Consider the following 16,631-nt stretch of genomic DNA (forward strand, 5'->3'; position numbering starts at 1 on the left):
GGCACCAACCCCGAGGAGAAACACGATGGCCAAGTACCTGCTTCTCAAGCATTACCGCGGCGCTCCGGCGTCGGTCAACGACGTTCCCATGGATCAGTGGACACCGGAAGAGATCACGGCCCACATGCAGTACATGCAGGACTTCGCGGATCGGCTCGAGGGGACGGGAGAGTTCGTCGACGGTCAGGCTCTTGCCCCTTCAGGAACATTTGTCCGGTACGACGGCGAGGGTCGACCGCCCGTCACCGACGGCCCGTTCGCGGAGACCAAGGACCTCATCGCCGGCTGGATGGTGATCGACGTCGACAGCTACGACCGTGCCGTCGAACTGGCGGGTGAGTTGTCGGCAGCACCCGGAGCCGGCGGAAAGCCGATCCACGAGTGGCTCGAATTGCGCCCCTTCTTGACCGCGCCACCCACGATTACCGACTGACTTCGACAGATGAACGACGTCTTGCTTCGGAGCCTCACTCCGAGCGTGCTCGGAATCCTCGTCCGCCGCGGAGCAGATTTCGCGGCGGCCGAGGACGCCGTGCAGGATGCGCTGCTCGAGGCAGTTCGGGTCTGGCCCGACAACCCGCCGCGAGATCCGAAGGGCTGGTTGGTCACCGTCGCCTGGCGGCGATTCCTCGACGCGACCCGAGCGGAGGCTGCTCGCACCAGGCGTGAGCAGCTGCTCGAGGAAGAAGCCGTGCGGGAGTCCGCACCCGCAGTGGACGACACACTCCAGCTCTACTTTCTGTGTGCGCACCCGTCGCTGACGTCGTCATCCGCAGTCGCACTCACGCTGCGGGCTGTCGGCGGGCTGACCACCCGCCAGATCGCGCAGGCTTACCTGGTCCCCGAATCGACGATGGCGCAGCGCATCAGCCGGGCCAAGCGCACCGTATCCGGCGTGCGGTTCGATCAGCCGGGCGATGTCGCCACGGTCCTGCGAGTCCTCTACCTGGTCTTCAACGAGGGGTACTCCGGCGATGTCGACCTCGCTGCCGAGGCCATCCGGCTCACCCGGCAGCTCGCGGCCGCAATCGACCACCCCGAAGTGGCGGGCTTGCTCGCCCTCATGTTGCTCCACCACGCTCGGCGGGCTGCCCGGATCTCACCCGACGGCAATCTTGTGCCCCTCGCGGAGCAAGATCGCAGCCGGTGGGACACCGCGGCGATCAGCGAGGGCATCACAACCTTGTACGCCGCGCTCGCCCGCGACCGGCTCGGTGAGTACCAGGCCCAGGCCGCTATAGCGGCACTCCACGCTGACGCGCTCACCGCCGAGGAAACCGACTGGGTTCAGATCGTCGAGTGGTACGACGAACTCGAGCAACTCACCGACAGCCCGGTTGTCCGCCTCAACCGAGCGGTCGCCGTGGGAGAGGCTGACGGAGCACGCGCCGGTCTGGCGGCACTGGCAAGGCTGGACAACTCACTGCCCCGCTACACGGCGGTGGCGGCGTATCTTCACGAGCGCGACGGAGACCTCACGACGGCCGCACACCTGTACGGCGAGGCGGCGCACAAGGCAACCAACCTCGCCGAACGCGACCACCTCACACGCCAGGCTTCCCGGCTCAACTCCCGCCGGAGTGCAGACTGAATTCCTGTCTCAACCGGGAGGGCGCAACACCGATCTACCGAGCAATTCGCACACCTGTAACGCCAGAGCCAGATCCAGCTTGTCACGCCCGACGATGACTGGATCGCCGAGCGCTTTGTTGATGCGGTATTTCACGGTATTGCGGTGCAGATTCATCTGATTGGCGGTATGCAGGTGACTTTCGCCGTTCGCAAAGTACACGCTCAATGTTGTGCGCAGGGACGCCGCACCCGGGGTGTCGGCAGCCAACGGCCCCAACACTTCCCACACCCAGGACTTGGTCGCGTCCAGATTGTCCGACAGGAGAGACACCACCGCGATGCCTCGGTCACCAAAACTCACGAGAGGCCGTCCCGGCGTATCCGGCACGGTTGCAACAGAATAGGCGGCGCGCGCTTGCTCATGCGAACGCTTGAACCCGGACATCCCATTCCCGGGAAGACCGATGGCGACGCGGGTGCCACCGTCGAGCGGCACGGATGCCGACAGCACCTGCAGATCCGGTGCCGGAACGCGGCGTCCGAAGGGCAACCACGCCCACACTGTTCGACGGTCGATCGCGGTAACGATCACTGATTTGTCAGCGCCGGCCGCCGCGCCGAGATCACGCACCAGCCGATCCAGGGCATTGAAACCCAACGCATCGGCGTCCCACGTCGACCAGGCAACTACGGCAATATGGTTCTGGTCCAGCCGATATCCGGTTTCAGCCTCGAAACTTCCCGCGTCTGCGCCAGTTCCGGACAACAGTGCGTGGATCGCAGCCGAATGCAAGTTGCCCTGTGCGTTGATCCACCGACTTCGCTCCTGTTCGTACGCATCGAAGACGTACAACGTAATCCAGTCGATGTAGCTGTACACCACGTCCGAAGTATGTTTCAGGACAGCCAAAGTCAGTCGGGCTGGAATATCGAGGGCGCTGACCTCGTCATGGCAGATCCTCATCAGATCGCCCTGGCCCATGTGATATGCCCGTACCAACGAGTTGGACGGGACATCTCGTTGGGCGAGCCTGAGCGCGTATTCCACTGCCGCAGTTGTGGGCTGGAGATGATCGATGGGGATGTCGTTTGCCAGCACATGAATGATGGTGGTGACATTTCCCTGCACGCTGGCTTCGAGCATCTCGATCAAATTGGCATCGTTGTCCAACTGGTCGATCTCGTGAGCCATCATGACGCTCATTTCGCGCGCTATTTCAGTGCTACGCGCATCGAGGCGTCGCGCCAATTCTGCAACCACGGCAAGAACTTCCGGTTCGGCGGCAGCCGGCACCCGGGCGAGGCGCCGCCTCGCGACGGCGTCTCGATCCTTGTGCGATGGACCCGTCACAAAACCTCCGCACCCTTCCGCCTGAGGTACTTCAGTGCAGATTCGGCCGCGTTGTACCCGCACATTCCGTGTGCCCCGGCCCCTGGCGGCGTCGACGCCGAGCAAAGGTAGGTGCCCTCGATCCCGGTACTGTACGGATCTACAGCGATGCGCGGACGCAACACCACTTGCAGTTCGGAGTTTGCTCCTCCGATGATGTCGCCGCCCACCTGATTCGGATTGTCCTGTGCCAGATCAGCGGTACTGCGACTCGATGTGGCCACGATCTGATCCCGGAACCCCGGTGCAAACCTTTCGATCTGGCGGATGATCACCTCCGTAGCGTCGCCGGTATATCCTTGTGGCACATGGGCATAGGCGTACAGCGGATGGATGTTCCCGGCAGAGCGGGTGGGATCAGCGAGGTATTGCTGCCCTAAGAGCACAAACGGTCGCTGCGGCATGCGCCCCGCATTCGTCTCACGCTCATTTGCCACAATTTCGTCGAAACCACCTGCCAGATGGACTGTTCCGGCCCGCGCACAATCCGGGTTAGTCCACGGCACATGACCTTCGATCGCAAAATCAACCTTGAAAGCGCCGGGTGCCAACTTGAACTTCCGGTAGGCCTTTGCCACTCGGGAGGGGAGACGATCCCCCAGGATTTCGAGAGCACCAACTGGATTGACATCCATCAGAACAACATCGGCGTCCGGAATCTCGACAGCTGTGCGCACCCGGATACCGGTGTCGATCTTGCCACCATGATCGAGGAGCATCGCCGCTAACGCATCGGTGATGGAGCGTGAACCGCCCTCGGCAACTGGCCATCCGTAGCGGTGACCAGCCGCGGTGATCATCAACCCCACGGCCGATGTGGCCGGACGGTGAAGTGGATAGAAGGCGTGCGCGGCGACCCCACCGAACAAAGCCTTGCCCTTGTCCGTCTTCCACAATTTCGCGGTCACGGTTGCCGGAAGCAGTGCTCGCGGACCGAAAGCCGCAAGCCTGAGCGGATGCCGCGGAACGTTCACGATGGGGCGCATCAGGTCGGACGCGAGAGCGTCGAAACCAGTCGACAGGTCGCTGAACATGCGTTGCCATCGCTGCCCGTCCACGCCGAGCCCCGCTGCGGTCTGCTCCAGCGAGCGATACAGAACACCGGCATCTCCGTTGTCGAGGGGGTGCGCACAGTCCGCCTCGGCCCACCGCCAAATCAACCCGTACCGCTCGAGGTCGAGCTTGGACAGGTACGGCGAACCGATACCCATCGGGTGAAACGCCGAGCAGTGATCGTGGATCAACCCGGGCACGTCGATCGGACCGGAGCGTGTTCCTCCGCCGATCTGGTCGGCGGCCTCGAGTACCTGCACGTCCACACCGCTCCTGGCAAGGTGTACCGCGGCAGCGAGCCCGTTCGGCCCGCTGCCGACAACTACGGCCTTTGTCACTTACCCACCTCTTGCTCGATACTGCTGGTCTTCGTTCGCATCCTCGGCTCGGAGACGACCTGCGGGTCTGTCGCCGCGCGGTCAGCTCGTACGTCCAGTGTCCACTGAACATCGAACGGAATGGGGCCATTCGGCAACCACGGTTGTTCGGCTACCGCGTCGGCCACCTTGAAGGTGCCCCGTTCGATGACGCCCAACGCCGCGTCGATCACCTTGTATTCCTGTGTGCCCTTGTGGATGGGCTGGGATTCGATCCACGTCACCAGGAACTCGCCCGGTGCGAAGTTGCAACGACGCTGAATCGCCGCGATCATCTTCTCGTCGTGCAGATGGCCGTCGCCGAAGTTGAAGGCGACGATGGAGTTGCACATGAATTCGGCCTCCCGCAAGGAGTACGTGTTGATGTCCTCACCGAGGTGCCGGAGCATCAGCGAGAACAGCGCGCGCCCCTGGCTGTGCATCGAACGCCACCCCAACAGCTGATGCAGAACGACGTCGGACACGTCTTCGGGGTACATCGTCATCAACTGATTACGGGTATCGGGCGACGGACGCTTGATGCACTGATCGATCTTGGCTTCGGCACCCGGCGCGAATGCCCACGTCGCAGACGCCCAGTTTCCGGCGTACTGACGCATGGAGGGCAGGAAGGACACGAGATCGGGTCGAAGATTGCCGAGAATCGGGAAGAAAGCAAGTGCTGCAACAATTCCCACGGTAATCCACGGCGAGGACATGGCACCGAGGCCGTAGCCGTCCCACGCCGGGAAGCCGAGGAACAGGAACGCCGCCGCGTAGGCAAACAGCAGGTTCCATTCCAGTGGAACAGCCAACGGGAAGGTCGACGCGATGAACAGGTGGAATCCGACCATGAGAATTACGGCAAGAATGGTCAGGGTCTTGTTGGTGGAGAACAGCAGGATCAACGGTGTGACGATCTCGACCATCGTTCCCGCCACGTGTGCAACGCCGCCACCGAGGTGTGAGGGCCGCAGGTCTTCGGGGAAATTACGGTAGTGCGCGCGCTTGATCTTCTTCGAGGGAATCCACGGTGTATTACTCAACATCGGCGGAACCACCAGTGAGAAGTGGCGACCGAACTTCGAGATACCGGCTCCGATCCACACCATGACGATCAGCAACTTGAGCGCCAGGATCATGTCGACGAACGGCAGGAACGTGAAGAAGAAAATAGCCGGCAGGTACTGCTCGCTGCGCGCGGCGATGAACGGGACCTTGTCGCGCAGACCAAGAATCGCCATGAGGACCAGGAACGAGTACAGGGCGGTCGGGCGTACCAGTCCGGCGTTGTCGGCGATCGCCGCGTCGATTCCCGTGGTGTGCACTCCTGGAAGCACTGTGGCAACAAGAAGATTGGCAACAGCGGCGACGTAGATGAGCACGTCGAACACCGTCCGGGTGTCGCCGGAAGTGAGTGGAACCTTGCCCGGCCACGGTGGCAGGCGAATCGTTCCCGGCCGAATCCAGTAGAGGACGCCACCGGTCATCGGCTTGAAGTGACCGGCCAGCGGGCCCCACGAACCTGCCAGGCCCAGCATCTCGAGCATCATCGTCCACAGGATCAGCTTTTGGTAGACGATGGGCTGATTCCACCAAGATCCTGGATCAACCCAGGAAAGACCGGAAGTCAATGTCGCAACTGCCGTTCCGGCCAATAGGTAGAGGAACAGCAACTTCATGATGTAGACGGTGTGGACCATCTTCGGTGTCCCGAAGCCGTAATCCACCCAGTGCGTGGACATGTCGCGAAGGCGCTCGAGGAAGGGCTTGTCCATGAACGTGGCCGGGTCGACGGGAGGGAAGTTTCCTTCTTTGAATCCCATGGTGTGCTCCTGATGTGCAATATGTGGGCATGACGGATCAACTCGACGCACGTCATCGAGTTATTCGGGTATTACGGGTATGTGGCTAGCGAGCGGGTTCGACGCTCAATGCTCGCCGCATTCCAGGTTTGTCGATCTTGCCCACCGGGTTTCGGGGTAGCGCGTCGACGACGTAGATCGCCACTGGCAGCTTCACGCGAGTGAGGAGCGCCGTGACATGTTCGAGCAGTTCGTTTTCCGTGACAGGCGAATCCGGATACGCAACAACATAGGCAACAGGTACCTCTCCGTAGACCTGGTGCGGAGCCCCGATCACAGCGGCCTCCAACACGGAAGGGTGCGTGGCAAGCGAGTTTTCGATTTCCTTGGGGTAGATGTTCTCTCCTCCCCGGATGATCATGTCTTTGATGCGGTCGACCAGAGTCAGGTAACCATCCTCGTCCAGAAACCCGACGTCGCCCGTGTGCAACCAACCGTCCACAACAGTTTTGGCTGTCTCTTCCGGTCTGTTCAGGTAGCCACGCATCACGTTGGCACCCTTGATGATTACTTCGCCCGCGACACCACGCCGAGCAAGAGTCCCGTCGTCGGCGAGGATCGCAATCTCTTGCCCGGGCAACGCAGGGCCGACTGTGCCGAGTTTGCGAATGCCGTCATAGGGATTACACGCGGACGCACATGTTCCCTCGGTCAGTCCGTAGCCTTCCACGATGACAAAACCGAACCGTTCCTCGGCGCGTTCGAGCAGTTCCTTACTGATCGGTGCGGCGCCGCAGACACCTAGTCGCAACGACGCCGTGTCGAGCGTTGCACCTTCGGACTGCGAGGTCAGCATCGCGTAGATGGCGGGAACGGCGGAAAAGTAGGTGGGCCGCAAGCGTGCCACGTCGTCGAAGAACCTTGATACCGAGAACTTTCCGGTGATACTGACCTGACCGCCGACGATCAGCGGGGCGAGAACGCTCACGCAAATAGCATTGACGTGAAACAAGGGCAGTACCAGAAGACAATGGTCCGCTCCCGTGATGCCGATGCTGCGCCCCATCGACGACGCCATGAACTGCAGGTTGGCATGGGTCAGAATGACGCCCTTGGGGGTACCCGTAGATCCGCTGGTGTAGATCAAGAGCGCAAGGTCTTCCTCCGCGACGGCGACGTCCGGCAACGGTACGGATGGTGGCGCAACAGCCAGATCATCGACGCACAGCACTGCGCGTCCACCGTTCGGTGCACCCAGTCCAGACGTAACAACCAGTTGCGCACCGGAATCCATGATCTGATAGTCGGCCTCATTGGCCGTGAACATCGGATTGATCGGTGTCGCAGCGGCGCCGAGTCGCCAGGCCGCCATGATCGCCGTCACCAACTCGACTCGGTTGGGAAGCATGATCGCAATGACGTCACCACGCCCGATACCCCGGCTTGCGAGTTGCGCCGCAACAGCTTCTACGCGATCGGCGAACTCCGCATAGGTCAGTTCGCTTCTATCGTCACGAAGGCACGGAGCGGATCCGTACTTCTTTGCCAGATCGGGGGCCAGATATCCGATGTCCACCACGTGAGTCAGCACCTTTCATTGCATGTGACTCAGAACACTATCGGCGATCTGGGGCCGAAGAAACGGTCGCGGAGGCTCAACTTGCCCAATTTCTTTGTCTCCGGAGCACAATCGGTCAGGCACTCGATTGAGGCAAGATTTCCTGGGCACGAGCAGCAACGGCGTCGGCGATTCGCACCAAGATGGGCGGCGACAACTTCCACTGCTGCCAGAACAGCGGCACGTCGTAGACGAAATCCGGATCGAACCCGATCAGCGCATACGCCGATTCGTGACTTTGCAGATCAGGCAACAGACCCCAGCCGTAGCCCAGTCGCACCGCATCCGAAAAACCCGCAGACGAGGGCACCTGGTGACGAGGAGGGTCAACGGGGTAGCCGACCTTCCTGCGCAAGTACCTGTCCTGCAGCAAATCCTTGCGGTTGAACACCACCACCGGTGCGGCTGAAAGTGCTTCTGCCGTAACACCGTCCGAAAACCATCTGTCACAGAATTCGACGCTTGCCATCGGCCGGTAGCGCATGATGCCGAGCCGGCTCGACGTGCACCCTTGAATTGGCGTCGCCGCCGAGGTTACTGCCGCCATCACCGACCCGTCACGGAGGAGATCGGTTGTATGGTCCTGATCGTCGAGATGAAAGTCGAAACTCGCTTCGGCCGTGAAATCTGCAAGCACCTGAAGTACCCACGTGGACAACGAGTCTGCGTTGACCGCAACCGAGATACGAGCCAGAGAGCCCTGTTCGTTGTCAAGACCCAACTCGCGCATGGTATCCCGCGAGAGAGCATCTATCTGACGGGCCAATCGCAGTACCTCGCGCCCCGAGTCGGTGACCTGAACCGGCTTGGTGCGTTGCAGCAGAATCCGGCCCACCGCACGTTCGAGTGCTTTGATCCGCTGACTGACTGCAGATGGCGTGATGTGCAGTTTCCGAGCAGCCGCGTCGAATGTTCCCTCGTCTACCGCGGCGTGGAGCGCTTTCAACTGCTCAATGTCCAGCATGATCTGAAGCTACTCTTATGTGGCTTAAGAATCATTAGCTGGACTGCTGATTATTCGACGGCCAGGCTGGTGACATGCTCAGCAATAGTGACCCGACGTCCGCCGTCGTCGGTTTTGGTGTCGGACTCTCGTTGATCGTTGCGATCGGTGCCCAGAATGCGTTTGTACTTCGCCAAGGCCTCACGCGCTCGCACGTACTCCCGATCGTGACAGTCTGCGCCGTTTCGGACGCAATTCTGATTCTCGCCGGCATCAGTGGAATTGGAGCCATTCTCGAACACGCACCGTCACTGATCACTTTCGTTCGCGTTGCCGGTGCGATTTTCCTACTCAGCTATGCAGTGTTCGCAGCCAAACGTGCCGTCCGGCCGCAGACGTTGGCGCCCGATCAACACGGCAACGGATCAAGGCTTGCCGCCATCACTATGGCATTGGCGCTAACCTGGCTGAACCCACATGTCTACCTCGACACCGTGGTACTGATGGGTTCGATTGCCAACGGCCGCGGCGAGATCGGACGGTGGTGGTTTGCTGCCGGCGCCATCACCGCCAGCGCACTCTGGTTTGCCGCTCTCGGTTACGGCGCACGTCTGCTGACGCCACTTTTTGCCAAACCCAATGCCTGGCGAGTTCTCGACGCCATTATCGCCGTGATGATGACGACCCTCGGGGTCAGCTTGCTCCTGGAACTCTGAACACGGGCGGGCTGAATTTTGTATCCCGTTCACTGGAACATCGACAACCGCACGCGGGTGAGGCCGTGCTTAAAATCACCTTACGTCGACGTCGAGGACATCACTGACGACATGGTTTCCCGCTTCGCATCTGCACAACCAGTAGCTTTCCGTGCGCGGAAGAACCCACCTGGAAAACCGGCGTAGCCGGGAAAGGCTGAATGATGATGAACTGGAACGAAGAATATGACGTGCTGGTGGTCGGTTCCGGCGGCGGCGGCGTCACCGGCGCCTACACGGCGGCTCGCGAGGGACTGACCGTCAATCTCATCGAGGCAACCGACAAGTTCGGCGGCACCACCGCATATTCCGGCGGCGGCGGCGTCTGGTTTCCGTGCAACCCGGCGCTGCAACGCGCGGGTACCGACGACACCATCGAGGACGCGCTCGAGTACTACCACGCCGTAGTCGGCGACCGTACTCCGCGCGAGTTGCAGGACACGTACGTCCGCGGCGGCGGACCCCTGATCGAGTACCTCGAACAGGACGAAAACTTGAAGTTCGAAATGCTCCCCTGGCCCGACTATTTCGGCAAGGCGCCCAAAGCCCGCCTTGATGGACAACGGCACACCATGCCCACCCCGCTCCCTGTCTCGCAGGCGCCGGAACTGCGGGAGGTTGTGCGAGGCCCCCTCGACTTCGACCGTCTCGGGATCCCGCAACCCGACGACTTTTTCATCGGCGGACGAGCACTGATAGCCCGCTTCCTCAAAGCCATCGAAAAGTATCCGAATGCGAAGTTGACCTTGAACAGCCCGCTTGTCGAGCTTGTGGTCGAAGAAGGAGCCGTCGTCGGCGCCATCGTCGAACGCGATGGACAGCGCGTAGCCATCCGTGCCCGCAGCGGCGTGATCCTGGCAGCCGGAGGTTTCGAGGCGAATGACGAACTGCGACAGAAGTTCGGGGTTCCCGGCCACGCCCGCGACACCATGGGGCCCGGAGCGAACCTCGGCAAAGCGCATCAGGCTGCCATCGCAGTCGGCGCTGACACCGACCTCATGGATCAGGCATGGTGGTCACCCGGACTGACCCATCCCGACGGGCGTTCTGCGTTCGCACTGTGGTTCACCGGCGGCATCTTCGTCAACCAGGACGGTGCACGCTTCGTCAACGAGTCGGCTCCGTACGACCGACTCGGGCGCGATGTGATCGCTCAGATGGAACAGGGCACCCTCACCCTGCCGTACTGGATGATCTACGACGACAAGGAGGGCGAGCGCCCGCCGGTGCAGGCACCGAACGTGTCGATGACAGCGACTGAAAAGTACGTCGACGCAGGCCTGTGGCACACCGCCGACACCCTTGAAGCCCTCGCCGAAAAGATCCGAGTACCGTCCGAAATACTGGTGGAGACAGTCGCTCGATTCAACAAGATGGTCGAAAACGGCGTCGACGAGGACTTCGGCCGTGGTGACGAAGCCTATGATCGTGCGTTCTCGGGCGGCGAACCACCACTGGTGACGATCGAGCAGGGCCCGTTCCACGCGGCGGCGTTCGGAATCTCCGACCTCGGCACCAAGGGCGGGCTGCGCACCGACACGGCAGCTCGAGTTCTCGATACGTCGCACAACCCGATTCCCGGCCTCTACGCGGCGGGTAACACCATGGCTGCGCCAAGTGGAACGGTCTATCCCGGCGGCGGAAATCCCATCGGCACCAGCATGCTCTTCAGCCACCTCGCCGTGCAGAAAATTCTCTCCGAGCGCGAGTAACGCACAGGCTGCCAGCGCACATGCGTTACCGTTCACACGACGCATGTTCCACGCAATTCACGTTTCGAGAGTTGTGACCGTCAGGTAGGACTGACCACGATGACCGCGGACGATATCGGCGACGAACCGCGTGAAGCCAGCCGCGGGTTGGTGCTGCTATGCCTGCTCGCGATCGTCGCCGGAGCTTGTGTCGGCTTCGTCGGTGGAGCGTTCCGGTGGTGCCTGCACAGGGCGGACAGTCTGCGCGAGGCGATTCTGGAATGGTCACATGGGATTCCCTATGTCGGCTGGCTTGTCCCCGTTGCACTGGTGGCGTTGTGCACAGCGCTTGCCGTCATGATCGTGCAACGCGTGCCACTGGCAGCGGGAAGCGGTATCCAGCATGTGGAAGCCGTCTTCCGCGGCGAGGCACAACCTCCACGTCTTGTCCTCGTGCCCGCAAGATTTGTGGGCGGCCTACTGGCGATCGGCTCGGGACTCGTGCTCGGTCGCGAAGGGCCCACCGTGCATATGGGTGCGGCGATCGGAGCAGAAGCAGGTCGGCGAGCCCGGCTTTCGGTACCGGATGTGCGACTGCTTCAAACATCCACTGCCGGAGCCGGACTTGCCGTGGCATTCAACGCGCCCATCGGTGGCGCTTTGTTCGTCTGCGAGGAAGTCACCAAATCGTTCCGGCTCCGCACCGTCCTTCCCACCCTGTTCGGCGTAGCGGTGGCAGTGGCATGCTCACGGCTGGTGATAGGTGATCGGCCTGACTTCGCGACCGGCACCGTCCCAAGCCCACAGATTGCGCTCCTACCGCTGTTTGTCGTCTTCGGACTGCTCACCGGGATACTGGGGATTTTCTACAACCGCCTGATTCTGGGCATGCTCGATCTTGTTGCGCGCCATCGTCGTATTCCGCCGACCGCCATCGGAGCGATGATCGGTGCCGTCATCGGCGTCGTTCTGTTTCTCAACCCGCTGGTTGCCGGCGGCGGCGATACAGTCTCGCAGATACTTGTCGGTGGGCGCACCTTCGTCATGCCGATTCTGTTGCTGTACTTGGTTGTTCGATTCTTCACCGGCCCGCTGTCCTACGCCGCAGGAACTCCCGGAGGCCTTTTTGCTCCGCTACTCGCCCTCGGCGCGCTCTGGGGTTCGTTATTTGCCGGGCTGGCAAGCTTCATCCCCGGCGTCGACGCCGGAGTTACCGTCGCGATGGCGATGGTCGGTATGGCCGCGTTCTTCGGCGCCGTGGTGCGGGCGCCGTTCACCGGCATTGTGATCGTCGTGGAAATGACAGCCGTCACTTCGGTGCTGGTTCCGATGCTCGCCGCCACCGCTGCCGCAGTCGTCGTCGCGACATTGGCCGGGTCAGCACCTATTTACGACAGTTTGCGCGAACGGATGCTGCAAGGCCAACGCCCACCTCGCGCGTAGCGAAGTGGGCGTTGGAAGAACCTGCGTTACCGGGCAGCCGCGAGAATCAGGCGGAGTGCGCCAACTCGGGTTCCTTTTCGAGCACCGGTGGAGCAGCCTCGATTTTCACCGGTTCCTGCGTGTAGTGGAAGTGCGGGCGACGGTGGCCGATGAAGGACCCGAACCAGGACATCACTGCGACATAACGGTTTCGGAAGCCCACCATGTACATGACGTGCACGGCCAACCACATGAACCATGCGATGGTGCCCTTGAATTCGATCTTCTTGCCTACCCGGACCACAGCGCTGAATCGACTGATGATCGACATGCTGCCCTTGTCCATGTACTTGAAAGGCGTTCCGGCCTTACGTTTTCCATTGACAATCTTGGCAGCGTGACGGCCACCCTGCATCGCGACGGGCGACTGACCCGGCAACCCGTTGAGCGAGGTCATGTCGCCGACGGCATACACGTTGGCGAAGCCGCCCACCGTGAGGTCGGGATTGATGAGGAGTCGGCCGGCACGGTCACTCTCACAACCGGTTGCGGCTCCGAGAACTGCGGCAAAGTCGTTGGCGCGCACGCCTGCCGACCAAATGACGGTCTCGGCGTCGATACGCTTCTCTTCCTTGGTCGGGATCGACGACACCGTGACGCCATGCTCGTCGATGGCGGTGACCATGGTGTTGAGAACTACCTCGACACCGGACTTCTCGAGCGATTTCTGCGTGTATTCACTGAGCTTGCCACCGAAGGCGGGCAGTGCAACGCCGGCGCCTTCGACCATGGTGACAGTGACTTCTTCTGCACTGATGTTGTTGATAGCCATCGCGAAATAGCGTCGCGCCAATTCCTTGATCTGACCGGCCAACTCGACACCCGTTGCACCGGCACCGACAACAACAAAGCTCAGCAGGTTCTTGCGAGTGAGTGCGTCGGTGGTGGTGTGAGCCTCTTCGAAGCAGCGCAGGATTTGCTTACGAAGCAATTCCGCGTCTTCGACGGTCTTGAGCTTGTACGTGACCTCGGCAAACTCGTCGCGGCCGAAGTACGCCTGCGTTGCTCCTGTTGCTGCGATCAATGAGCGATATCCGAGCGTGTGCCGTTGGCCCGACGCCTCGTACACGATTGTGTTGTCTTCGGCATTGACCTCGACGACGCGTCCGAGACGAACATCCGCGTCGGGGAACTTCTGCAGGATGTTGCGGATCGGCGGAGCGATTTCGCCGGCCGAGAGCACGCCGGTCGCAACCTGGTAGAGCAGCGGTTGAAAGAGGTGCTCAGTGGTCTCGGAGATGAGGACAAACGGCGTCTTGGACTTAGTGAGCGTCTTCGCGGCAGCAAGTGCCCCGAACCCGGATCCGACGATGACGACCTGAGTCTTCTCGTGTCCCGTTGCATCCACATCTGCGCGACCCGCAGCAGTTCTGTCCACCACAAACTCCTAAACCAAATTGAAAGTATGACTATTACCGTATGGAACGGTCATAGGCTCAGTCCAGCTAGCTGCAGCATTCGCAAGACTGTTATCTGTTTTGCTCATAAGTAGGATGTCGGTATGGACTTTCGCCAACTCAAGTATTTTCTCGTCGTCAGCGAGGAACTGAGCTTCAGCCGTGCTGCCGAACGGTGCTTCATCTCCCAATCCGCCATCAGCCATCAGGTGGCGCGGTTGGAGAAGGAACTCGGCGCGACGCTCTTCGAGCGGTCCACCCGGGCGGTGCACCTGTCACCGGCAGGCTCCCGGTTGGTGCCGATCGCCCAGCAGGTTCTCAGTCTCGAAACCATGGCGTACTCGGTGGCACGCGATCCCAGCGCACGCATCCGCATCACGGGAAACATGAGTTTTGCCGGTCAGACACTGGATGCGATTGCCCATGTGCGCGAACGACATCCGGACCTCGACGTGGAGTTCGTGATCAAGAGCTTTGCGCACCGAATGGACGCCGTGGCGTCGGGCGATGCAGACATTGCGCTTATTCGCGGCAGCGTCGATCGCCCCGGGCTCGAGCCTATCGACCTCGGCGTCGAAGATCTGCTGATCGTCATGTCGAGTCGCCACCCATTGGCCGGCCAGCAGAGCGTCGATCTGAATGATCTTGCCGCCTATCCGCTGCTGCTGCCACCTCGCCAAAGCCAGGTTTTGATTCACCAGGTCGTGGAAGACGCGTTCCGGGAAATCGGGCGTCGAGTGCAGTTGGGTCCGGCAATTCCGAGCGATCACACCGCCACGCTGGACGTCATCACGAACCCAAAGGCCTGGACCCTCCTGTACTCGATCACCGCCGGCGAATCCCCACGCGCCGGAATCAGCTTCATGCGAGAAGCTCACGGGCGCTTGCGAATCCCTGTTTCCGGCGTGACCCGCAGCGGCGCCACACATGTGCCGGAATTCAACGATCTGATTCAGGCACTCAAAGATTCCATGAACCCGTCTTTCACTGAGTGAAAGTTGGGTGGTCATCAGTTCCTTGGCAGAGCAGCGTGGTGAGTAACCATGTGATGCGGCCGAGCGGCGCATCCCCTTTTTCAAGGAGCGACCATGACGAGTTTGATGACCGAACCGGTCTGGGAATCGAAGATCTTTGCCGGAGAATGGATCGCCGGCGGGGCCGCAGATCGCATAGTTGTCGAACCCGCAACAGGTAATCAGCTCAGCACCGTCGGCATGGCCACGCCTGACGACGTCGCTGCCGCAGCCGCGAAGGCCGCCGCGGCCCAGAAAGACTGGGCAGCACAGCCGTACACCGAGCGAGCAGCCGTTTTGCGCCGCGCGGGTCACCTGTTCGAGCAATACGCCGACGAAATCGGTGAGTGGGTAATCCGTGAGGCCGGCAGCATTCCGGCCAAGGCCGGGCTGGAAACCCACACCGCCGCTGAGGAGTGCTACAACGCAGCTGCCCTGGCCGCCCACCCGGTCGGGGAGGTTCTGCGTTCGGAACAGCCTCGCCTCAGCTTCTCGCGGCGCGTCCCCGTCGGAACTGTCGGCGTCATCGCGCCTTTCAACTTTCCGATCATCCTGGCCATCCGCGCGGTTGCACCCGCCCTCGCACTGGGCAATGCGGTGATCCTCAAGCCAGATCCGCGCACCGCAATCTGTGGCGGCGTGGTCCTCGCCCGCATCTTCGAAGAAGCCGGCTTGCCCGCCGGCGTGTTCAGCATGCTGCCTGGTGGCGCCGACGCGGGTGAGGCCATCGTGGTTCATCCGAGCATCCGCGTCATCGCCTTCACCGGATCGACTCGCGCCGGCCGGGCAGTCGGCGAACTGGCCGGACGTCATCTCAAGCGCGCCCATCTCGAACTAGGTGGCAACAACGCCCTGATCGTGATGGACGATGTCGACCTCGAAAAGGCAGTGTCAGTAGGTGCTTTCGGCTCATTCATGCACCAGGGACAGATCTGCATGACGACCGGCCGCCAATTGGTACACGAGAGCATCGTCGCCGATTACACTGCACTCCTCGCCGAGCACGCCGAGAAACTTCCGGTCGGCGACCCCTTCACCGGCCAGGTAGCGCTCGGCCCCATCATCGACGCCAAACAGCGCGACCACATCCACTCGCTCGTCACCGAAAGCATTGCGGCCGGAGCAAAACTGGCCGCAGGCGGAACCTACGAAGACCTCTTCTACCGGCCGACAGTCCTGGCCGATACGCCACTCACAGCACCCGCCTTTGCCGACGAGGTGTTCGGTCCCGTCGCCCCGGTGACGTCCTTCGCGAGCGTCGACCAGGCGATCGCCATCGCCAACAACTCCGAATACGGTCTGTCCCTAGGCATTCTGACCGCCGACGCCATGCGTGGGCTCGAAATCGCACAGCAGATCCCGACAGGCCTCGTGCACATCAACGATCAGACTGTCGGCGACGAGGCTGTCATTCCCTTCGGCGGCATGGCGTCCTCCGGCAACGGGGGTCGCGTCGGCGGCATCGGTGCCAACCTCGACGCCTTCACCGAAACACAGTGGGTAACGGCGCAGAGCACATTGCCCGTTTACCCCTTCTGACCCGAATAGAACAGGAG

General features: G+C 61.5%; 13 protein-coding genes. 7 read left to right on the forward strand and 6 right to left on the reverse strand.

All coding sequences use genetic code 11. From position 1 onward, the window contains the following. Positions 1–25 precede the first annotated feature (25 nt). Together EEB13_RS28920 and EEB13_RS28925 are read left to right on the forward strand one after the other, a co-directional pair. The gene (locus EEB13_RS28920; protein WP_095887364.1) at positions 26–433 is read left to right on the forward strand and encodes a YciI family protein; all 408 of its coding nucleotides are present in this window, start codon (positions 26–28) and stop codon (positions 431–433) included. Between the two features lie 9 nt (positions 434–442). Continuing rightward, entirely contained in the window at positions 443–1,591 is a 1,149-nt protein-coding gene (locus EEB13_RS28925; protein ID WP_141486837.1) for an RNA polymerase sigma factor, read from the forward strand. A gap of 9 nt (positions 1,592–1,600) precedes the next feature. On the opposite strand, the gene EEB13_RS28930 is transcribed toward EEB13_RS28925, so the two are convergent. From EEB13_RS28930 to EEB13_RS28950, 5 genes are all read right to left on the reverse strand, one after another. After that, positions 1,601–2,923 (reverse strand): PucR family transcriptional regulator, encoded by a 1,323-nt coding sequence (locus tag EEB13_RS28930; RefSeq protein WP_141486838.1) that lies wholly within the window; start codon positions 2,921–2,923, stop codon positions 1,601–1,603. Further along, positions 2,920–4,353 carry a phytoene desaturase family protein gene (locus EEB13_RS28935; RefSeq protein WP_141486839.1) on the reverse strand — a complete coding sequence of 478 codons (1,434 nt, stop codon included), beginning with the start codon at positions 4,351–4,353 and terminating at the stop codon, positions 2,920–2,922. Before EEB13_RS28935 ends, EEB13_RS28930 begins: the two co-directional genes overlap by 4 nt. Next, a complete protein-coding gene (locus EEB13_RS28940; protein ID WP_033233678.1) occupies positions 4,350–6,197 on the reverse strand; it encodes a DUF3556 domain-containing protein in 1,848 nt (615 codons plus the stop codon). Before EEB13_RS28940 ends, EEB13_RS28935 begins: the two co-directional genes overlap by 4 nt. Before the next feature lie 85 nt (positions 6,198–6,282). After that, positions 6,283–7,755 carry a class I adenylate-forming enzyme family protein gene (locus tag EEB13_RS28945; protein WP_141486840.1) on the reverse strand — a complete coding sequence of 491 codons (1,473 nt, stop codon included), beginning with the start codon at positions 7,753–7,755 and terminating at the stop codon, positions 6,283–6,285. 115 nt (positions 7,756–7,870) lie between these two features. Then, positions 7,871–8,758, reverse strand: coding sequence for a LysR family transcriptional regulator ArgP (locus EEB13_RS28950; protein ID WP_033233679.1), 888 nt, complete (start codon positions 8,756–8,758; stop codon positions 7,871–7,873). 74 nt (positions 8,759–8,832) lie between these two features. Between EEB13_RS28950 and EEB13_RS28955 the strand changes: the two genes are divergently transcribed. From EEB13_RS28955 to EEB13_RS28965, 3 genes are all read left to right on the forward strand, one after another. Beyond that, positions 8,833–9,453: a LysE/ArgO family amino acid transporter gene (locus EEB13_RS28955; protein WP_116102531.1), complete on the forward strand. Its 621-nt coding sequence runs from the start codon at positions 8,833–8,835 to the stop codon at positions 9,451–9,453. Positions 9,454–9,656: 203 nt separating this feature from the next. Continuing rightward, positions 9,657–11,204 (forward strand): FAD-binding protein, encoded by a 1,548-nt coding sequence (locus EEB13_RS28960; protein ID WP_095888043.1) that lies wholly within the window; start codon positions 9,657–9,659, stop codon positions 11,202–11,204. A gap of 99 nt (positions 11,205–11,303) precedes the next feature. Beyond that, positions 11,304–12,626 carry a ClC family H(+)/Cl(-) exchange transporter gene (locus tag EEB13_RS28965; protein ID WP_141486841.1) on the forward strand — a complete coding sequence of 441 codons (1,323 nt, stop codon included), beginning with the start codon at positions 11,304–11,306 and terminating at the stop codon, positions 12,624–12,626. Between the two features lie 46 nt (positions 12,627–12,672). Here the strand turns inward: EEB13_RS28965 and EEB13_RS28970 are convergent, their stop codons facing one another. Beyond that, on the reverse strand, positions 12,673–14,043 hold the full coding sequence (locus tag EEB13_RS28970; protein ID WP_045065538.1) for an NAD(P)/FAD-dependent oxidoreductase: 1,371 nt from the start codon (positions 14,041–14,043) through the stop codon (positions 12,673–12,675). A gap of 123 nt (positions 14,044–14,166) precedes the next feature. Between EEB13_RS28970 and EEB13_RS28975 the strand changes: the two genes are divergently transcribed. After that, the gene (locus EEB13_RS28975) at positions 14,167–15,057 is read left to right on the forward strand and encodes a LysR family transcriptional regulator (RefSeq protein ID WP_045065541.1); all 891 of its coding nucleotides are present in this window, start codon (positions 14,167–14,169) and stop codon (positions 15,055–15,057) included. Between the two features lie 93 nt (positions 15,058–15,150). Further along, on the forward strand, positions 15,151–16,614 hold the full coding sequence (locus EEB13_RS28980; protein ID WP_141486842.1) for an aldehyde dehydrogenase family protein: 1,464 nt from the start codon (positions 15,151–15,153) through the stop codon (positions 16,612–16,614). Positions 16,615–16,631: the final 17 nt, after the last annotated feature.

Source organism: Rhodococcus sp. WS3, assembly GCF_003797085.1.
Classification (GTDB): Bacteria; Actinomycetota; Actinomycetes; order Mycobacteriales; family Mycobacteriaceae; genus Rhodococcus_F; species Rhodococcus_F globerula.